Source organism: Enterobacter wuhouensis (assembly GCF_004331265.1).
GTDB lineage: Bacteria > Pseudomonadota > Gammaproteobacteria > Enterobacterales > Enterobacteriaceae > Enterobacter > Enterobacter wuhouensis.
The window spans coordinates 61,533-80,657 of the sequence record NZ_SJOO01000015.1 but is presented as its reverse complement, the minus strand read 5'-3'; the positions used below and the strand labels follow the sequence as shown (position 1 = coordinate 80,657).

The 19,125-nt window shown below is 47.6% G+C and carries 14 protein-coding genes and 6 pseudogenes; 10 read left to right on the top strand and 10 right to left on the bottom strand.

Features of this window, described 5'->3' with window-relative positions; genetic code table 11:
- Positions 1 to 36: 36 nt before the first annotated feature.
- Complete coding sequence (locus tag E0L20_RS21920) at positions 37 to 957, bottom strand: AraC family transcriptional regulator (RefSeq protein WP_012540028.1); 921 nt, start codon at positions 955 to 957, stop codon at positions 37 to 39.
- Between the two features lie 104 nt (positions 958 to 1,061).
- On the opposite strand from E0L20_RS21920, the gene E0L20_RS21915 reads away from it, so the two are divergent.
- On the top strand, positions 1,062 to 1,895 hold the full coding sequence (locus tag E0L20_RS21915; protein ID WP_004136823.1) for an oxidoreductase: 834 nt from the start codon (positions 1,062 to 1,064) through the stop codon (positions 1,893 to 1,895).
- A 219-nt stretch (positions 1,896 to 2,114) separates the two neighbouring features.
- Here the strand turns inward: E0L20_RS21915 and E0L20_RS21910 are convergent, their stop codons facing one another.
- Positions 2,115 to 3,110: an IS110 family RNA-guided transposase gene (locus tag E0L20_RS21910; RefSeq protein WP_131635749.1), complete on the bottom strand. Its 996-nt coding sequence runs from the start codon at positions 3,108 to 3,110 to the stop codon at positions 2,115 to 2,117.
- A gap of 464 nt (positions 3,111 to 3,574) precedes the next feature.
- Here E0L20_RS21910 and E0L20_RS21905 point away from each other — a divergent pair, with 464 nt between their 5' ends.
- The 5 genes and pseudogenes from E0L20_RS21905 to E0L20_RS21880 form a co-directional block, all read left to right on the top strand.
- Positions 3,575 to 4,726: a tail fiber domain-containing protein gene (locus tag E0L20_RS21905; protein ID WP_131635748.1), complete on the top strand. Its 1,152-nt coding sequence runs from the start codon at positions 3,575 to 3,577 to the stop codon at positions 4,724 to 4,726.
- A 3-nt stretch (positions 4,727 to 4,729) separates the two neighbouring features.
- On the top strand, positions 4,730 to 6,865 hold the full coding sequence (locus E0L20_RS21900; protein WP_077265773.1) for an S-type pyocin domain-containing protein: 2,136 nt from the start codon (positions 4,730 to 4,732) through the stop codon (positions 6,863 to 6,865).
- Positions 6,862 to 7,161, top strand: a complete 300-nt coding sequence (locus tag E0L20_RS21895; RefSeq protein WP_004136829.1) for a hypothetical protein — start codon at positions 6,862 to 6,864, stop codon at positions 7,159 to 7,161. The genes E0L20_RS21900 and E0L20_RS21895 overlap by 4 nt, the downstream gene beginning before the upstream one ends.
- A 237-nt stretch (positions 7,162 to 7,398) precedes the next feature.
- The gene (locus tag E0L20_RS21885) at positions 7,399 to 7,665 is read left to right on the top strand and encodes a colicin immunity domain-containing protein (protein WP_004136830.1); all 267 of its coding nucleotides are present in this window, start codon (positions 7,399 to 7,401) and stop codon (positions 7,663 to 7,665) included.
- A 403-nt stretch (positions 7,666 to 8,068) separates the two neighbouring features.
- Positions 8,069 to 8,251 (top strand): annotated as a pseudogene (locus E0L20_RS21880) (Tn3 family transposase); the annotation flags it as partial.
- Between the two features lie 79 nt (positions 8,252 to 8,330).
- Here the strand turns inward: E0L20_RS21880 and E0L20_RS21875 are convergent.
- Positions 8,331 to 8,537: pseudogene (locus tag E0L20_RS21875) on the bottom strand (universal stress protein); the annotation flags it as partial.
- Positions 8,538 to 8,554: 17 nt separating this feature from the next.
- The gene (locus E0L20_RS21870) at positions 8,555 to 10,033 is read right to left on the bottom strand and encodes a SulP family inorganic anion transporter (RefSeq protein ID WP_064371619.1); all 1,479 of its coding nucleotides are present in this window, start codon (positions 10,031 to 10,033) and stop codon (positions 8,555 to 8,557) included.
- Between the two features lie 965 nt (positions 10,034 to 10,998).
- On the opposite strand from E0L20_RS21870, the gene E0L20_RS21865 reads away from it, so the two are divergent.
- Positions 10,999 to 12,057 carry a sensor domain-containing diguanylate cyclase gene (locus tag E0L20_RS21865; protein WP_004136836.1) on the top strand — a complete coding sequence of 353 codons (1,059 nt, stop codon included), beginning with the start codon at positions 10,999 to 11,001 and terminating at the stop codon, positions 12,055 to 12,057.
- 347 nt (positions 12,058 to 12,404) lie between these two features.
- Positions 12,405 to 13,097: an EAL domain-containing protein gene (locus E0L20_RS21860; RefSeq protein ID WP_004136841.1), complete on the top strand. Its 693-nt coding sequence runs from the start codon at positions 12,405 to 12,407 to the stop codon at positions 13,095 to 13,097.
- A 699-nt stretch (positions 13,098 to 13,796) separates the two neighbouring features.
- Here E0L20_RS21860 and E0L20_RS21850 read toward each other — a convergent pair.
- Both E0L20_RS21850 and E0L20_RS24215 read right to left on the bottom strand, forming a co-directional pair.
- A pseudogene (locus E0L20_RS21850) lies at positions 13,797 to 14,381 on the bottom strand (IS6 family transposase); the annotation flags it as partial.
- 61 nt (positions 14,382 to 14,442) lie between these two features.
- Positions 14,443 to 14,562: pseudogene (locus E0L20_RS24215) on the bottom strand (GFA family protein); the annotation flags it as partial.
- Positions 14,563 to 14,656: 94 nt separating this feature from the next.
- Between E0L20_RS24215 and E0L20_RS24310 the strand changes: the two are divergent.
- Positions 14,657 to 14,779 (top strand): annotated as a pseudogene (locus tag E0L20_RS24310) (IS30 family transposase); the annotation flags it as partial.
- A 62-nt stretch (positions 14,780 to 14,841) separates the two neighbouring features.
- On the opposite strand, the pseudogene E0L20_RS21835 reads toward E0L20_RS24310, so the two are convergent.
- Both E0L20_RS21835 and E0L20_RS21830 read right to left on the bottom strand, forming a co-directional pair.
- A pseudogene (locus E0L20_RS21835) lies at positions 14,842 to 15,797 on the bottom strand (alpha/beta hydrolase fold domain-containing protein).
- Between the two features lie 329 nt (positions 15,798 to 16,126).
- Positions 16,127 to 16,561, bottom strand: a complete 435-nt coding sequence (locus E0L20_RS21830; RefSeq protein ID WP_004136852.1) for a winged helix-turn-helix transcriptional regulator — start codon at positions 16,559 to 16,561, stop codon at positions 16,127 to 16,129.
- A gap of 69 nt (positions 16,562 to 16,630) precedes the next feature.
- On the opposite strand from E0L20_RS21830, the gene E0L20_RS21825 reads away from it, so the two are divergent.
- Complete coding sequence (locus tag E0L20_RS21825; RefSeq protein ID WP_004136853.1) at positions 16,631 to 17,584, top strand: aromatic alcohol reductase; 954 nt, start codon at positions 16,631 to 16,633, stop codon at positions 17,582 to 17,584.
- 105 nt (positions 17,585 to 17,689) lie between these two features.
- On the opposite strand, the gene E0L20_RS21820 is transcribed toward E0L20_RS21825, so the two are convergent.
- Both E0L20_RS21820 and E0L20_RS21815 read right to left on the bottom strand, forming a co-directional pair.
- Positions 17,690 to 18,550, bottom strand: a complete 861-nt coding sequence (locus E0L20_RS21820) for an SMP-30/gluconolactonase/LRE family protein (RefSeq protein WP_004136854.1) — start codon at positions 18,548 to 18,550, stop codon at positions 17,690 to 17,692.
- 100 nt (positions 18,551 to 18,650) lie between these two features.
- A complete protein-coding gene (locus E0L20_RS21815) occupies positions 18,651 to 19,124 on the bottom strand; it encodes a DMT family transporter (RefSeq protein WP_004136855.1) in 474 nt (157 codons plus the stop codon).
- Position 19,125: the final 1 nt, after the last annotated feature.

Sequence of the window (19,125 nt, the reverse complement as noted above, 5' to 3'; positions counted from 1 at the left end):
CTTTCATACTTCTTGGTATATTCAGGCGAATAAGCCTTAATGCGATGAAACAAATATCGACGCTTGCTGTACAGGCGGAACGGCGAAGTATCGCTGCATACGTTTAATCTCCTCTGCGGGTGGCAGACCAAACAGGCGTTTAAACTCGCGATTAAATTGCGACGGACTTTCATAACCGACGGCGTAACTCGCTGCAGCAGCAGTTATTTGCTGACGCACCATCAACATCCGCGCCTGGTGCAGGCGTACCGATTTAACATACTGCATCGGCGGCATCCGGGTTATCGCTTTAAAATGGCTGTGAAACGTCGGCACACTCATTCCGGCTTCCATCGCCAGTTGCGTCAGCGTTAACGGCTCAGCGTAGGTAGCATGGATGCGCTGTAGCACTTTACCGATTTTGCCAAATTGCCCTTGCAAGGTCAGCGCGGCGCGCATGGCATTTCCCTGTGCGCCTGTTAATACGCGGAAATAGAGCTCACGTACCCGTGCAGGACCGAGGATCGCCGCTTCAAGCGGATTGTTAAGGACTTCGAGCAAGTGCCGCACGGCCGTTTTTACCGCGTCGTCCATTGGGCTCGACATCATGCTTTGCGGCGCGGCGAGAGGATATCGGGCGTCATGCTGTTCAATCTGCAACATCAGTTCAGCGGCCAAATGAAAATCCAGATGCATATAAATCGCCAGCAACGGATGTTCAGCGGACGCGTCGGTTTCCATCACAAACGGCACCGGCACCGAAACCGCCAGGTAGTGCTGTTCATCATATAAATAGGTCTGCTGACCAAAATAGCCGCGTTTGCTCCCCTGGCAGACAATCACGATCCCCGGATCGTAAAGCACTGGCGTTCTGGCAAGTGGACGATCGGCACGCAATATTCGCACATCAGGCAATGCGGTAAGGTTATATCCCTCCTGCACCGCAAGTGCTTTAACTAAGGTAATCATCCCGGGCATCACAGCACCTCATAAAATCAGGCAAGAAAAATAGAAGATACGGCCTAAAAATGCGGCAGGACGTAGAATACCATGCAACCTTCATTGTTCATGGGAGTTCTTTTATGACATCTGCAAAAACGATTTTAATCACCGGCGTCAGCAGTGGCTTTGGCCGTGCACTGGCGCAGGAAGCCCTCGCCACAGGCCATCGGGTCATCGGTACCGTGCGCAGCCGCGAAGCACAGCACGATTTCGAGGCGCTTCATTCGCAGCGGGCTTTCGGCCGTCTGCTCGATATCACGGACTTTGAGCATATTGATGAGGTGGTTGCGGAGATTGAGTCTACCGTCGGTCCGGTTGATGTGCTGGTAAACAATGCCGGTTACGGTCATGAAGGCATAATGGAAGAATCCTCGCTCGCAGAGATGCGCCGCCAGTTTGAAGTCAATGTGTTTGGCGCAGTGGCAATGATCAAAGCCATGCTACCGGGCATGCGCCAGCGTCGTCATGGCCATATTATTAATATCACCTCGATGGGCAGTTTCATTACCCTGCCCGGCATCAGCTATTACTGCGGCAGCAAATTTGCGCTGGAAGGAATATCAGAAACGTTAAGTAAAGAGCTGGCTCCGTTCAACATACACGTAACCGCCGTGGCACCTGGCTCGTTTCGCACCGACTGGGCCGGACGATCGATGGTACGCAGCGCTCGCAGCATCCCGGACTACGACGCTTTATTTGATCCGATTCGTCAGGCACGTGAAGAAAAAAGCGGTAAGCAACTCGGCGATCCCGTTAAGGCCGCACATGCCATGCTGGCAATGATTGAGAGTCAGAACCCTCCAACGCATTTATTGTTAGGCAGTGATGCATTAAGTTTAGTGCGGCAAAAGCTCGAGGCATTAGGTAAGGAAATAGAACAATGGGAAGAAATAACACGTTCAACGGATGGCTGATCAGCTGCTGAGACAGAGAGCATACTGGATAATGGATTATGGCTGGTCGCACAAGCGCTCATTTCGCTCGGGCATCATGCTGATGCCCTTGCAGTTCAGCCTTTTTACTTTCAGGCTTCCAGGCTTGCGGTGAAATCAACTTCCGCTCCTCGCTCATAGCAGACTGCGCTCACTCACTGCAGCGAGCGTTATTTTGAGTTTAGTGCCAGCCTGGTACAGTCAGGTAGACAGTACTTGTTTCAGGCCTTCATCATTAAAAACGATTCCGGTCTTCAGGACGCCATAACACCAGTGCACCAGTTTCCGCATCAGCGCACCAATGGCCACCATTTTAGGTTTACCCCGCAGGCACATCTCGTCGTAAATATTACGCATCCGCTTATTGTAGATTTTTCCGCACAGCGCAGACATGTAAAGCTTCGCTCTCAACTGAGGCGGACCGATTTTCGACATCCGGGGCCGGCTCCGAACCGATGTGCCTGAACGTTTCTCGATCGGCACCACACCCAGAAATGCGGCAGCCTGCTCAGCTGATGAAAAGTCATGGCTGCGAAGCACGACCAGCATATGCATTCCCAGCTGGGGGCCAACAGATTTAATTGAGGTCAGAAGTGTATAATCACGCCTCAGTGCAGGGCTGGCTTTGATATGCGCTTTAATCTGCCGCTCGATATTGCTTACCTCCTCGCGCAGCAGCTGCGCCATATGCATGCAGGAACTGATAATATCTGCAGGTGTGTCTGTGGACAGGTATTTTTCCAGCCTGTTCTCCTCACGCAGGGCATCACCCAGTAGAACATCCCGCCGTCGCAGGAGTGCACCGAGATATCTGATTTCGGGGGCCGGCGGCTCCCAGCGGTGAGGGTTCTTAAGGAATGCGTAGCAGGCCAGCATATACGCATCCACCTTATCCGTTTTTGTCATTATTCCCATGCCGCGTGCAAACTCTCTGCTACGGTGAGGGTTGGCCAGAGAGACATAGAAACCAGCATCATGTAACTCAGTAGCCAGCCGTTCGTGATAAACCCCGGTAGCCTCCATCACCACATGAATATCTTCCGGACCGCAGTGCTGGAGCCTGAGCCAGCGAAGAATATTTTCAACTGAATGTCTGTTATTTTGGATGTTACGGGTTTTTATGCGTCCTTTGATACCGTCATAAAGCATGCAAAGATCCAGGGTGTTTTTACTTACGTCAATGCCGACTGGAAACATGGTTAAACTCCTCTCACATAAACCGTCACGCCTGTTCGCCTTGTACATACGGAGTCGAGCTCCCGGTAACCGTTCAACCTGATGTGCTGGCGTGAAAGGTGAAGCGGAGGGCCATATGCTGCTAAACAAGGTTCAGCGGTGCAGACTTTTCTGACCTTAAGGGAAGGGGGCGGCTCACTCTGCTTCAGTGGTGGTAGCTAATCACCACAAACTGTTAGATACAAGGGTGGGGGATTATTACGGCTGAAGCCGTAATGCTTTTTTCGTCCTCGCTTCGCTGCGAGGGTCTCCGGCGCTTTGCGCCTCCCATGCGCTGACGCGCATGCCCAAATCATTAACAAATAAGAATGCGTCTCATCTGTTGACATGTCACAGGGCAGCGTGTACGGTGAATGAATACTGTATGTATATACAGTATACGTAAAAATTATCGCACACTTTCATCAGCATAAAAGGAATTCACCATGGCTGAACAACAGAAAAATGCTCAGGTACTGAATGGCATCAACGACGACATCACCGAATTAAAATCCCTGACCACACTGCGGAAGCGGGTCGTCAGCGATGGAGAAATAGTATCGAAATCCGCGAACGGGTTCCGGCTCTCAAACGGCAGTACCGGCGTCATCCTGCGTAATGACGGCCGGGACTTTTATGCCCTGACCACGGCTGCCGGTCAGTCTCAGGACGGGCAGTGGAACACCCTGCGCCCCTTTTCATTCAGTCTCTCCACCGGTCGCGTCTCACTGCGAAACGGCGTGGATATCTCCGGCGGAGCTGTCGTTTCCCATAATGCCGGCATTTCCACCTCCCTGACCGGGCCTGACCCGCTCATTAACGGCCAGACCTATGATGCCGCGCCCGTGTACACGGATTTCACTACAGGTAAAGTCACCACAAGAATGATGATGGGCGCCAGGGTGAATGCCGGTCGTGACGATTTCGGCATACTTTCCTACCGCGACTGGCACGGTAAATGGCATGAGTTGCGTCTTCGCCCCAATGCCGAACTGGATGCCGGACAGTTTATTAAACGTAATCCGGATGGCTGGTTCTGGGCAGGGGGAAACAAAAATATCAGCAGCACTGAGAGAGTAACCAACGGTGTTCATTTGCAGGGCGCGAGCGATTTAGCCGCCGACTTTTATCACCAGGAGCGTATCGGACAGCATCATTTTCTGGGGCTGCATGTGGCCAATGGCGGCGCTCAGGGCTGGTACGAATTCCGTAACGACGGCCATGCCTACACCAACGGCGCCTGGAGCAGCAGCTCTGATTCCCGCATGAAAACGGACATCGGAAAAATCGATAATGCGCTGGACAGACTCGACCGTATCGGCGGGTACACCTACCTCAAACAGGGGAAACCCGAAGCCGGGGTGATTGCCCAGGAAGTGGAGGCCGTGCTACCGCAGGCCGTGACGCAGACAACGCTGACGCTCAATGACGGCAGTGTGCTGCCGGATGCGCGTAGTATCAATATCAACGGTGTGGTCGCCCTGCTGGTTGAAGCACTGAAGGAAGAACGTCAGGCGCTGGTTCATGAGAAGGAGGCCAGACTGTCGCTTGAACAACGTCTGGCATCGCTGGAAGAACGTGTGGGTCGGGAGGGCTGATTCATGGATGAGTATGATTTCAACGGTGGGGTACCACCATTACCGGGTAATGTATGGTTTCCTGCTGATGAAGACGGTCCTGGGCGTTGGGCCGCGCCCACTACGGGAAGTCAGACTGGTGATATTCTGACTGTATGGCCGTCAAACGGATATACCCCTCCTGATACTTCTTATCTGCCACCATCAACCTTAGGGCCCGGCTGGGCTGATTACGATATGGCAGGCGTGGCTTCTGACCAGGGCTACCTTTTATATGGTGTTCCGGTAAGGGTCGTTCTGGATATACTGACAGAAGAGGGTGACTGGCCCGGCTGGACCATCGGTCTCTATGAAGCTTATCGGGAACAGGAGCCCGTGTCTGCCGCCATGGCCACTCTCGACCGGGGACTGATTTCGGGGTTACCTGACCCCTCCAGGCCTGCCGTTGTACCTTATGCCCGGCTGGAGCCAGAATCCCCGAACCCGGAAAAAATTTCCCGCGTAATGACAATCCAGCCCTTAAATGCCGTCACAGATGTGCCGGTAAATGCGTTACCCGCACCAGGAGGAACAGTGAACGTTCAGCGGCGTCTGACCGATCTGGTATCCGGGGGGAATCAGTACCTGGTGGTGACAGGAGGAAAACCCATGTCTGTTCGTGTGGTTGATGCCAGTCTCGTGAAGGACAAGACACCACAATCAGACCGATTCCTGAAGAATACTTATCAGGCAACCATTGCGCCCGGGCTTCCACCTCTTATTTTCACTACTGATTATATTAATGATTCCAGGATGTTTCCCAAGAATTATGTTCCAAACGCCAGAGGAATTATTAGCGGACAGGGGGTTTATGGTACAGCCGGCTATACCTCCTCTACCAGAAATGACGATGTCATTGTGAGATTCCCGGCAGGGAGTGGAGCCAGCCCGCTGTATATATCCTCTGTAGAGGTATTAAATCCTGTGTCACTACATCAGCGTCAACTGGCTGAGACAGATATCAGGAACAGAATAGATGCGGCGATCAAAACCGAGGAAAACCGTAAATACCTGTTTGGCAAAGCAGGTATTCAGGAGACGCCGGCGTTCACTCCGGAAATGGTGAAATCAGCCAGCGCCCTGCTGACGGCACCGGCGGCGATGATGCTTAACCGGGCACCTGCCGGGATACAACTATCTGCAACGGGCACGGGAGTAATGACTGCTGTGGGTGAATGGGCAGGCTCGATTGCCGGCGCGTTATGGCGAGGGGCGGTCGGAACGGCGGCTGCCAGCACCGCGGGTCCCATGGTTGCTGCCGCATCGACGATATTTTTCTCGCGGCCTGCAGGGGGGGGCAGTGACAAGGTTCCGGGACGCGATATTAATATGATGGCGGCTCAGGTCAGTCTTTTTAATACGGGTAAGGTGAAAATCGAACCCGGGATGAAAACAGTTGATCTGCCGGTACGCGGCTTTATCTCCACGGACAGTAATGGACGGCAGTCGGTGATGATGGTGAAAACTGGCTCCGGCGGTGTACCTGCCACGGTACCGGTACTGAGTGCCGTGCGCGACAAGGCCACCGGTCTGGATAAAATCACGGTACCAGCCGTCGCGGGCGCCCCGTCGCGGACCATCCTGATTAACCCTGTACCGGTCGGTCCTGCGGCACCATCACATACCGGCAACAGTACGCCGGTTCCGGTGACGCCGGTGCACACTGGTACCGATGTTAAGCAGGCGGAAAGCATCGTCACCACAACATTGCCGGTGGCGGATATTCCTGCGTTGCAGGACTTTATCTACTGGCAGCCGGATGCGACCGGTACTGGCGTTGAGCCGATTTATGTGATGCTGAATAGTCCTCCAAAATCAGTTACTCATAAACACAAGCATTATCCGCCTAAAGGAGTATCCTGGAAGGATATTGTTAATAAAACTGCTAATGGAGGGAGTGCTAAATTTAAACCAGATGTAAATATTCCTGAAATTGATGTAGATGCATGGGAAAATGGACAAACAACAGCAAAACATCCCACATGGAAGGTCAAAAAGTATGATCGTGTAATAGGAGCTTATGCTGGAAAAGAAACTCAGTGGGTTGTTGTAAAAGAATCTCAGGGGGTTATTCACTCTCATCCAGTATCAGAACAAAAAGCTAAGGAGTACATGAAATGAGAATAAATCGTACAGAAATCGACTTCAATGGTGGGACAGTAACAGATGATACATTATTTATAACGGATTTTGATGGACCAGTAGACTATATTGATGAAGATATCTTGCTGGTAGAATATGCAAATGATTTTTCAGTAGATGTCTCATTTCATGAAGGTTCGAACGATTTAAGTGTTAACGTTATACGTGGAAGTGACTGGGATAATCCTGTATACAGAAAAACTATAGGGCTTCGTGATAAATCTGTATTGTTACAATCAATCAGAGAAGCAATTGAAATTGCAGTTAAAGGTTAGAAAATGCTATTCAATTTATGATGACTGGACAGTACCAAACTGCCTCCGTCTGAAAATACGAGATCGAATAGTTTTTCCCTTTTTTAAGCCGCCTGATCATGGGCGGTTTTTTTGTAAGCGTGAAGCTAGCACGGTGAGCGGATACCAGAAACGGAGGATGTCATGAGCCTTTTTATCTGGATGGAAAATTGATCCAAATGAAGAGAATGGTAAAATATATCTAAATACGGGGATTTTATGAGCAGATTAAAACTAATTGAGTTAGGGCGGGATTCTTTAAATAGAAAAATCAGCGTGAACGAATTTGTCTCTAACATAGTAATAGCCAGAAGGGAATCCTATGGAAGCGAAGAAGCAAATAAAGATATAGATCATTGTGCAGGAGAGCTATTTATTATTGCCGATTGTTTTAATCCTGAACCAGACAGAGAAAGTTATGAACTTGATGAGACTGGATTAAGAAATGAGGTTAAGGCCACTCTTGAAAAATTTCATCTTCTTTGACCTTCAACCGTTGTGCAATTAGTTGATAGCCAACCTCTCGGGTTGGCTAATTCTGATTAACCCTGTGCCGGTCGGACCTGGTGTGCCATCGCATACCGGCAACAGCACGCCGGTTCCGGTGCCGCCTGCTGAAAGCCGTGAGGCTGAACTGGCGTAAGCAACAGGAGACGTGGGGAAGCCGGGCAGGGCTGGATGAGGGGATAATGGATAGCCGTGTCGAATCAAGGGCTTAGCTCTTATAAAGGTATTAAGACCAATTCTTAAACGTTATTACTTATTCTCCCTCTTTTTTGCCTTGCCTCTTTGCTTTTTCCCTCATAGCGTCCAAAACCCATGCGCTAAGTGACAGGCCAGCTACGTCGGCAAGCTCAGCAAAATGAGCCTTGTCTTCAGGCAACAAGCGTACCCAAAACAGAATGGTCTGGCAAAGGCGCTGAGAGAAATTGGCCGCATTGAGCGGACGCTGTTTATGCTCGACTGGTTCCGCGATCCTGCACTACGTCGGCGAGTACAGGCGGGACTGAATAAAGGGGAAGCCCGTAACGCGCTGGCGCGGGCGGTATTCCTACACCGGCTGGGTGAAATCATCTTGAAATTAATGCGCATACAGGGTTTGCAGATGAATTAGGACGGGCAGGAGGAGCAACTGGGCGCTCTGGGGCTGGTATCCGGACAAGTTCCTGCGTCAGTTGCTCCCGGCTGTCAATACCGATAGCCCCCGTCAGGTCAGAAAATGACGGTTGTTCATTTTTTTCAAGCACATGCAGCAGGGCAAGAGGCGCGTCAAGCTTCCCTGCAACCCAGGCCGCATACTCACACACGGAGCGTGTTGATGACGAACCATCCACGCAGGCAATAACGGTGTTTTCCATATCATTAATTTCTGACATTAATGACCTCCCATCAGTTTTTCGACTTCTTCGGGTTTATCGTGAACACCAAAGCGATCAACGATTGTACGGGTTGCTTCGTTCATCCCTCGGATCTCAACGTCTGTTCCTTCTCTGCGGAATTTAATAACCACCTTATCCAGAGCGCTGACTGACGTAATGTCCCAGAAATGAGCATGCGTCACATCAATGACCACTTTCTCTACGGCCTCGCGAAAATCAAAATACGCCATAAAGCGGTCGGCAGAGGCAAAGAACACCTGCCCGGTGACCTTATAGATCCGGGTTTCTTCCCTGAGTTCTGAAGAGACAGCCAGAAAACGCGCCACTTTAGTGGCAAAATTCAGGGAAGCGATCAGCACACCAGTGAGTACCCCGAATGCCAGATTATGAGTGGCCACCACCACCACCACCGTTGCCAGCATCACCACGCTGGTTGAAACAGGATGGCTTTTAAGATCTACAACTGAACGCCATGAAAAGGTACCAATTGAAACCATAATCATCACGGCGACCAGCGCGGCCATAGGGATTTGCGAGACCAGGTCCCTGAGGAAGACTACCATACACAGCAGGACCACACCGGCAGTGAGGGTGGACAGACGGCCCCGGCCGCCGGACTTGACGTTGATAACGGACTGGCCAATCATTGCACAGCCCGCCATCCCCCCGATAAAGGAGGTGCAGATATTGGCGATGCCCTGGGCCTTGCACTCCCTGTTTTTATCACTGGGAGTATCCGTCATATCGTCCACAATCGTGGCCGTCATCATTGATTCCAGGAGTCCTACAACAGCGAGCCCTGCGGAGTACGGGAGAATAATCAGGAGCGTATCAAGATTCAGCGGGATGTCCGGCACCAGGAAGACCGGGAGGCTGTCAGGCAGTTTCCCCATATCCCCGACAGTACGCACATCCAGATGCAGCCACATGGCAATAGCCGTCAGTACCACGATACAGACAAGGGGGGAAGGGATTGTTTTATTCAGATACGGGAAGAGGTAAATAATGGCGAGCCCCCCTGCCGTCATGGCATAAACATGCCAGGTCACATTGGTGAGCTCAGGTAACTGCGCCATGAAAATCAGGATCGCGAGTGCATTAACGAATCCGGTGACCACGGAGCGTGAGACGAAGCGCATGAGGCTGCCGAGCTTAAGATAGCCAGCTATCAGCTGGAATATGCCGGTCAGCACGGAGGCAGCCAGTAAGTACTGCAGTCCATGATCCTTCACCAGGGTCACCATCAGGAGCGCCATTGCCCCCGTTGAGGAAGATATCATCGCCGGGCGACCACCAAAGAAGGCCATAATCAGCGGGATACAAAAGGCGGAGTAAAGCCCCACCTGAGGGTCAACACCGGCAATAATGGAAAAGGCGATCGCTTCTGGAATGAGTGCGAGCGCGACAACAATACCAGCCAGCACGTCACCACGGACGTTACCCAGCCAGTCCTTACGCGTCGAGGACAGCAACATAGTAATTTCTCAGTTTTCAGATGTAGTTAGCCCCGGAGGACATAAGTTTTAAATACGATAAAGCACATCCGCAGACGGGATGTTATTGCGTGCGTGCTGAGGCTCGCTCAGTACAGCGGAGGAAGGAAAAACTCAGGGTGGCGTAATGCGCATGGTCAGCAGGTAAATCCTCGAAATCAGGCACTCAGCCCTTAGTGAACAGAATAAGCCAGCGCAATGTACTTTTGCGCTGACCACATGCTCTGCTTGATGTAGAGTCTTACTACTATAAACGAAAATACAACACGATCAATGCAAAGGCCCCATACAGGCAGTTTAAGCAACAGAATATGACTGTCGGTGGTCAAGGTAACCGCATGGATGTCTTGATATCAGATAGATAACGTTTCGTGAACATCCCCTACGCTGATTAAAAAAGTTCTTAACGTACAATAATTTTCGAGATCCAAACTGACCCCTTCATGGCGATGTGCCTCTCTGTGAGATGGAAGAAAGACCGGAGACTTCAGTTTAGCCTGGCACTGTTTTCAGGGAAGAGATCAAGTTGAGGGGCATAAAAAATCCCCCGGAGGCACTTGCCGGGGGCAACTGAAACGACATTAATTGCTGTGTACATCACAAAATAATCTGTAGTAAACGATAAGTAAGTTCAAGTAACTTTTTACTGGTCAGATGTAGTGTGTTTTTAACAGCCTACCAGAATTAATAATGCAATAGATTTTAATGCTGATAGATTATCATTCTTAAGCCGATAATACTAAAGTGTCTATTTGAATCAGACTAGAATGAAGCTGGTAAGTGAGAAAACTGATGCAAATGTTATTATGAATCGTTCATAATTAATTTAAGTACGATCTTGTAATTTGCACTAACGTGTTATAATTTTGTAATGTACGATGTTTTCTATCTTAGTTTTAAGTGGGTTAAATTGATTCTGTCTCTTAGAGTTTTATAATAGGATTTGTATGTTAAAAAATTTCCCTGATGAGAAATATATATCTGATCGGAATTCATCTTTTATTAAACGAGTGTTTTTTTTACGTCAGGTTGGAGTCATTCTATGCTTTATCCCAATATATTCAGTTCTTCAAGAGCAATCACACCAAAAAATAACGATTGCCCTATTGACTCTGAATGCGCTTACTTGGCCAACAGTTGCTTATCTTGCAAGTATAATGTCAACGGATATGCTGTATACAGAAAAAAAGAATATGATACTCGATTCATTTTTTGCGGGTATTTGGATTGCAGTGATGCAAGCCAGCCCAATTCCATCATTATTCATTGTTTCAGTTCAAATAGCTGATCGCTATGCTGCGGGTGGGTGGAAAATATTAAAGCCAGCATTAACGTGGATGATGCTTAGTTTCCTGATAGTTTGGTTAGCAAATGATTTCAGATATACGATGGATTTCAGTATTCAAACTGTATTGCTTTCTTTACCCTTGGCTACCTGTTATCCCATAGTATTGAGTGTGGTTTCACGAAATTTATCTATTAAGCTGAGGAAAAGAAGGGAGTTACTGGAAATGCAGGCTTTAATGGATCCGGGGTTAGATCTACCAAATCGACGTTTTTTTGAACAGAAAATGGAAAGCGCTTTTCGGGCTACTCGAAATAAAAGAATCCATTCATATCTTATGCTAATTGACGTTGATAATTTTAAAAATATCAACGATACATATGGTCATGAAGTTGGTGATGCGGTGTTATCACGTATATCATCAATACTACGAGAGTGCGCGGGGGAGAAGGACGTACCAGCAAGATTTGGTGGCGATGAGTTAGCCATTATTGTTAACAACAGTACTAGTCAGCAAGTTTTATCCATGGTTAATATAATTCAGAAAAAAGTTAAAGATCTTTCATTGCCTTCTCACAAGGATATTTACTGTACTATCAGTATCGGTATTTCTTGTGCAGAAAATAAAAATTCAATCATTGAGTGGATCAAAGAGGCTGATGAAATGTTATATCAAGTTAAACGTAACGGGAAGAATGGCTATTGCATGCAGAATAATTAAAAGTGTTATGGTTTTATTTATCGTGATTATTGACATATACATGTTTAATATTTTAATAAAAAATTTTCTAGAATGTTATCTTTTTGAGTATTAGTGAAATTTACATCTAAACTTTAACACTTACCCTAGGCACTCAACACGTCTCAAACCTATTATTTATATTATTTTAATAATGAAATCATGTTTTTATTTTCTTATTCAAGTTCATTTGATTTGAATGATCGATCGATTTATGGAATGTGATAGGTTTAGCCTATTGTTAGATCGTTATCGATCATTTTAAACTATTTCTCTTTCATTTTTATTTATGACACGATTAGGATTATTCTTAGTTCCGGTGTTTTTTTATGATAAAGAACAGTGTGGAAATAGAATCCTGTAGCTTTGTTTTAGAACCATCCTACAAAAAAGATGGTTCTATTCATTCATGGGAAATTCTTACAAAAAGTGTAAAAAAAAAGAACGCTAATAATTTTCATGCTAATGAAGGCGTCTTCTGTTTCAGTTCCCTGAACGACAAAGAAATCATCGATGTGTTTAACAAACAGATATTGATAATTGAAGGAATTGATGCATTCAAATTGAACTTTAAGCCAGTTTCATTGAACGTCGACAGTATCATTAGCGATTATATTCTAAACGATATATATATTTCTGATTACTTAAAAAATCAAAAAAGCATAGCTTTTGAAATTAACGAGTATTTTCATGAGTTCAATACTAAATGTCCTATGGCTGACTTGAAGTGTCTTTCAAAATTATGTCCAGTATGGCTGGATGATTTTGGTAGAGGTTTAACCAGTTTAACAATTATTGAGATGTTTAATTTTGAATGTATAAAAATCGATAAGGATTATTTCTGGGAAATACAAAATGAGAGTGGCTTTTTTAAAAAAATAAATGAAGTGAAATCATACTGCAATTTTTTAATTGTTGAAGGTGTTGAGACGATAGAACAAAGAAATAAAGTACATTCTGTTGTTAATAGCGCTTGTCAGGGACGATTATGGATGGAGAATTATTACTATGTCGAGAGTTAAAGTCAATGATAAAAATACATGACAAATGTCCATTTTGTGGCTTACATTTAATTAACGAGGACCGTTGTCAAAGTTGTCATGCATTCCAGATTAAAGGATATGTGTCAAGAGAAGCACGCAAAAGAGTTAATTTTGTATCTATCAGCATCTCTGTACTGGTAGTTCTATTTGGGGCCTTGATTGTGTTTATGGTTTCTAAAAGTATCGGAGCATATATCTCTGTAATCACGTGTTCTCTTGCTGTTTATTTTATTATGAAAAAAATATTGATTATAAAAGAAGAAAAAAAAGGGAAGGTGGTTTGGAAAAGAGCAATAATTACATGGTAGAAAATAACTAAATAATATAATGACGCGGGTACTTTGAACACAAGTCTCGGATCCCGAGGTTTTCTTACCGTATTCTTATGAAGAAAATTTCCGGTGGCTACCGGGGATCCACGCAAGTGTAGGCGTAAATCAACCACCTGCGGTCGAAACTGACTGCCGCAGAACCCTGTGATAATGGTCATACTTAGTGATTTATGCTGAGCTGAAAAACTTTGTCATATTCAAAACACCCTGTCGCTGTTTATTTCAGACGACATGCTTAAAAGCTGGATACAATCTGCCCGTGATTATCGACCTGTGGTCGAGGCCAGTCATTGGCTGCGCGGATGATGGCTCAGCTGGCTCTATCGCATTAGCGCATGCATGTCCGCAACGTCTGTGCCCGACGGAATGACTTAAATCCCAGCATCAGACGTATTCGTCGTTTGATATTTCGGTGCTCCTGCTCAATCAGGTTATTCAGATACTTACTTTGCCTGATGGTGATGATTTCTTCTTCTGATTTGTTGGCATTGACTGTGGCCAGTACCGCTGTATTGGCGCCACTTTTATCGATGGTCACCACCTTAGGTTCGCCATGCTGGCGATTGGCTTTGCGAAAGAAGCGCAGGGCCGCTGCGGCATCCCGTTTTGCCGTCAACAAAAAGTCGATGGTCTGACCTTCGGTATCGACTGCCCGTTACAGATATTTCCACTGTCCCCTGACTCTGATGTAAGTTTCATCCATTCGCCACCAGGGCCCCACGGCAGGTTTATGCCGTCGAAATGCCCTATCCAGCAGAGGTACCAGCCGTATAATCCAGCAGTGAAGAGTGAAATGGTCGACGGTGATACCGCGTTCAGCCATTATCTCCTCCAGATTTCGGAGGCTTAGTGAGTAAGCCAGATACCAGCGAACACACTGAGCAATAATATCGACAGGATAGTGCAGACGTTTGAAGGCTTTTAGGATCATGCATAGTCAGGTAACATCGCAAAAACACAGCATGTTATCTGACGGCTTCTTAATGCGACAGAGCCAGATTGTAACCCACGCCGCTCTGTTTTCTGCAAAGCGAGCAATGACAACGATAAAATACTTCGGGTTTATGAGTAAGTTCAAATTCAACTGTTCCACACAAATAAGATCCTTTCATTTCAAAGCCATTCCTGCAAGGGCTAAAAGATTTTTATGAAACATTACCACCTTTTTAGTACTGATATAGGAGCGCTCTTTATGGCAACTCAAAATCAGTTAACAGCCAACAAAGACTAAACAGTGTCGCCAGACAGCTCAACGAGAGATCGAGAAAAACGCTAGACTATGAATCTCCCGCAGAGCGGTTCAATCAATGTGTTGCATCCCTCGGTTGAACTCACAGCCAGATGTGGACGTTGCTACCAACAGTCTGAGTGATTCCACGGAGAATCGACCATCATGTATTTTCAGGACCAAGATGCTCGCAGAACCAGTCAACAACCCTATTTATGACAACGGGTTGATACCAGTGATCATCACCGTGTTCTGCACTTTCAATAAGTACATAGTCCGCTTTGTTTCCCGATTTCAAAAGGGCTTTGTAAAGCGTTGTGCTCTGCTTAGGTGATACTAATGTATCCTTACTTCCATGCATTATTAGGAACGGAGGTTTACATCCCTTGAGATGTCCTATGGGGCTTGCATTTATCGCTTTTTCAGGTGTAGTACTGATGGAAGCACCTGCAAAATTCTTGAATGCTACACCATTAATTAGCAGTGATTCCGTGACTGCAGGAGACAGATGCACTTTTTGCCGGTGATCCGGAAAACCGTCACCTATGTTACGCAGATCTGATATTCCGTAAAGCGTAACAACAGCCTGCACATCAGCGGACTGGCTGAGAAAATCGCCGTGATCGAATGATTTATCGCCATTAGTGGTACCAAGCATCTGCGCCAGCCATCCTCCAGCAGAATCGCCAAATACACCAATTCGTGAGGGGTCAATTCCATAATCGGGGCATGTTGACGAAGGTACCTTACTGCTGCTTTGGCGTCTATCACTGGCGCAGGGAAAATATCCGGAATTGACCTGTATTCTGCCGCTGCAACTACAAAGCCAGCCTTCGCTAAAGCCATGCGCATTTCCACAAATTTGTTGTGTTCAGCTGTCATAAACCCTCCCCCAGGAAAATAGATGATGGCTGGTTTCAAAATGTTGGTACGAGGAACCAGAAAAGACATATGCAATTGTCTGACAGAACGAGTTTTTTTTACTGTCTCTTAAACTACATCACTGATATTATCTATAGGGGTTTTAGTCAAGGCGACTTTGATAATTTTCGCCCCATGAACATAACCAGGAAGATCATGATAACCAGGAGAAATTTCATTATTTTTTTTAGAAATCATAAAAAATACCTTTTTTTTAAAATATTTTTTCGCCAGTTCACCTATAATTCTGAAAGGGTAGGCCATCCTGTCAGATAATTTTTAAGGCCGAATTAATGGTGACGGAAATTAAATTCGCTATAATACCCATTTGGAATATGTACAGACTGATATTGATAATAGACATACTTAAAATCTAATCCTCTATAATTACACCATTCCGACCGAGTCTGGTGAAATCGGTTCTGTCTCCTGATGACTACTGTATACATACATATCAGAAGGCTCATCAATTCAAATGCTTGTGTTATCTACAAACCACGAAAAGTGATATTTATATTCATAGTCAGTTACGTCCCCGGGTTATTGTTATTTTTTTCATATCTCAACCGGTCTTCACGAAAGCGATCAGCATTATCGACAATCCAGGTCCACAGCGGGATCATCCGTACAAGTAACTCCATACCTGTATCAGACAGCTCGTATTCGACTCGCGGCGGTATTTCACTGAAATCATGGCGGATAACCAGTCCGTCACGCTCAAGCTGTCGTAATGTACGCGTCAGCATGCGCTGAGTCACTCCATGCATACGCCTGCCAATTTCGGCGTGACGTAGTCTGCCATAAACGCCAAGCGTGTTGACAATACCCAGCGACCAGCGACTTCCTGCATGAGCCAACACCTCCCGTCGCAAGCCATCATCATCATCTCTCAGCCCCTTACAAACAGCCTGCGAATACTGAAGAATCTCTTCCCGATCCATTTCACTGACCCCCGGTATCATACATGTACCTTCTTTTTTAGCCTGTTATGAATTGCTAGAGTGGCGCAACAATTCATGTAAGGACAGATTATGAACAAAACTGATCTTAACACTACGTCTGAAAATATCCTCGTTCTCGGTGCCGGTGAGCTGGGCCTCCCCGTTCTGCGAAATCTTGCCGTTCGGGCAAAAGATGTGGAGGGAACGAAAATCAGCGTGCTGCTGCGCGAAAGTACCGTAACGTCAGATGAACCTGGAAAACAATTCGTTATCACGGAAATCAGAAACCTCGGTATTAATATAGTCACGGGCGATCTCGTCATGAGTTCTGTCGACGATTTGGCCAGCCTCTTTGCGCAATTTGACACAGTCGTTGGCTGCACGGGGTACGCGGCCGGAATAAATACACCGATGAAACTGGCGCAGGCGGCCCTGCAGGCGCGGATTCCACGATATTTTCCATGGCAGTTTGGAGCTGATTTTGATGCCATCGGACGCGGCAGTCCACAAGACATCTTCGACGCGCAGATTGACGTGCGTGATTTACTACGCAGCCAGCATGAAACTGAGTGGGTCATCATTTCGACCGGCATCTTCATGAGCTATTTGTTCGAACCAGACTTCGGTGTGGTCGATCTGCAGAACGATACTGTTCACGCACTCGGCAGTATTGACAACACCATAACACTGACAACACCTGATGATATCGGGATGCTGACGGCAGCGATCGTATTTACAACTCCTCGCATCCGGAATGAAATTGTGTATATCGCCGGTGATACACTGACCTACGCAGAGGTAGCAGATAAGCTGCAATCAGCGCTTGGCCGTCCTTTCAGCTGCACGGAATGGAGCGAACAATATCTGATGGATAAACTCGTGCTCAACCCGCAAGACATGATGTCTAAGTATCGTGCTGTTTTTGCACAGGGGCGGGGAGTTGCATGGGATAAAAAGCAGACATTCAATGAACGCCATGACATTCCGGTTACCGACGTGGCAGCCTGGATAAATGCAAACCTGACCCCGGGCAGCTCATTATAAACGTATTAAAGCTGCTGTAATAAATACCAGAGTCTTTCTCCTGCCTACCCGAATATGGTGAAGAGAAAGACTCTGTTCCCCCTGTAGGCACTGATAGCAAAGGGGTTACGCTGTGTGAGCTGAAAACCGGCTCTCCGGTAAACCGGGGAATACGGCTGATTCCGCTCTTAGCAACGCTCCATCATGCCTTGACGGCACAGAAAGACCCACGCTGGCACTGGTACAATACAGCGTTGTGAATGCTTCTCCCGCGAGTGTCGGGCAAGTGCTCTGAACTCCTGGAGAGGGCAGGATACTCTCCGTCGTTCCGTCCGGACGATAACGTACAACACGGCTTCCTCCCCATTCGGCATTCCAGACATAGCCCAGTGCGTCCACGCAGGAGCCGTCAGGCGCCCCATTTCCTTCTGTTGCAGTGAACACGCGCTGGTTATTCATAGAGGGGTAATCACAGCACATTATACGGCCCTGCATCGAATCACAGTAATACATCGTGCTGCCGTCCGGACTGAAACAGATGCTGTTCGGGATAGCCACCTCAGGCAGGGGTAGCGTCTCAATGCTGAGTGTCGCTGCATTTAGCCTGTGAAATCTTCCTATGACTTTCGCGGGGTACCCGTCATCCATGGTCCCGAAGACGAAATTACCCTCGCGGTCGCACCGACCATCCCCTGTCCGTGTTCCCGGTCCTCCCGGTGACGCCACTACCGGCGTAAAGATACCCGTATTCAGATCGCAGAAGGCGAATCGGGACGCCAGTCCCATCAGTAAAACGTCAGAATTTTCAGTAAGTGCAAACGATCCGAGGCGCTCAGGCAGGGACCAGCGCATCACAACACTGCTGTCTTCTTCAAGGGCAAGCAGCTCGCAGCCTTCAATGTCAGTCCAGTAAATCCTGCGTGTCCTCTCGCACCAGATTGGGCACTCTCCCAGCAAATTTCTGGCATCAGCAGCCACTGAAAACATGTTATTTCTCCCGCATATAAAAGTTTCGCATCGCGCCTGACCAAAAGCTTACGGCCATTTGCACTATGGCAGATGGCCGTAAGGAGCAATTCCCACCCCGTCAGGGCAAAAAACGCGCTGAAAGTTTGTCACCAAAAAGCATGATGGCGAGTCCTGCCAGCATGACCAGCATGCCCCCCAGTTTGAGCAACGAAACCGGTCGCCGTACAGCACCCAGCAGACCGAAATGGTCAATCATCTGCGACGAGAGTAACTGCCCAACGATTGCCAGCCCGAGCAGGGCTGAAAAACCGATTTTCGGTGCCAGCACCACGTAGCTGAACAACGCACAGGCACCGATCAGGCCGCCCGCCAGACTCCATGCTGGCTGAGAAGGAATAGCGGCGAGAGAGCTAAATAACCCTCCACGTAGCAGCGAGTAAATCCCGAGGCTCAACGCCCCGGCCGTAAAGGAAAAGAACGCGGCGGTGACCGAATCGCCCCCGAGTCCTTTTGCGAGCTGACTGTTCAGGGTCGTCTGCAGGGTAATACCAAGACCCGCTGCAAAAGCTATTACGTAATAAATCGCGCTCATG

Bases quoted from the DNA above. Each gene is read 5' to 3' on its own strand.
- E0L20_RS21920 (WP_012540028.1), bottom strand. From the start codon at position 957: ATGCCCGGGATGATTACCTTAGTTAAAGCACTTGCGGTGCAGGAGGGA.
- E0L20_RS21915 (WP_004136823.1), top strand. From the start codon at position 1,062: ATGACATCTGCAAAAACGATTTTAATCACCGGCGTCAGCAGTGGCTTT.
- E0L20_RS21910 (WP_131635749.1), bottom strand. From the start codon at position 3,110: ATGTTTCCAGTCGGCATTGACGTAAGTAAAAACACCCTGGATCTTTGC.
- E0L20_RS21905 (WP_131635748.1), top strand. From the start codon at position 3,575: ATGGCTGAACAACAGAAAAATGCTCAGGTACTGAATGGCATCAACGAC.
- E0L20_RS21900 (WP_077265773.1), top strand. From the start codon at position 4,730: ATGGATGAGTATGATTTCAACGGTGGGGTACCACCATTACCGGGTAAT.
- E0L20_RS21895 (WP_004136829.1), top strand. From the start codon at position 6,862: ATGAGAATAAATCGTACAGAAATCGACTTCAATGGTGGGACAGTAACA.
- E0L20_RS21885 (WP_004136830.1), top strand. From the start codon at position 7,399: ATGAGCAGATTAAAACTAATTGAGTTAGGGCGGGATTCTTTAAATAGA.
- E0L20_RS21870 (WP_064371619.1), bottom strand. From the start codon at position 10,033: ATGTTGCTGTCCTCGACGCGTAAGGACTGGCTGGGTAACGTCCGTGGT.
- E0L20_RS21865 (WP_004136836.1), top strand. From the start codon at position 10,999: ATGTTAAAAAATTTCCCTGATGAGAAATATATATCTGATCGGAATTCA.
- E0L20_RS21860 (WP_004136841.1), top strand. From the start codon at position 12,405: ATGATAAAGAACAGTGTGGAAATAGAATCCTGTAGCTTTGTTTTAGAA.
- E0L20_RS21830 (WP_004136852.1), bottom strand. From the start codon at position 16,561: ATGATACCGGGGGTCAGTGAAATGGATCGGGAAGAGATTCTTCAGTAT.
- E0L20_RS21825 (WP_004136853.1), top strand. From the start codon at position 16,631: ATGAACAAAACTGATCTTAACACTACGTCTGAAAATATCCTCGTTCTC.
- E0L20_RS21820 (WP_004136854.1), bottom strand. From the start codon at position 18,550: ATGTTTTCAGTGGCTGCTGATGCCAGAAATTTGCTGGGAGAGTGCCCA.
- E0L20_RS21815 (WP_004136855.1), bottom strand. From the start codon at position 19,124: ATGAGCGCGATTTATTACGTAATAGCTTTTGCAGCGGGTCTTGGTATT.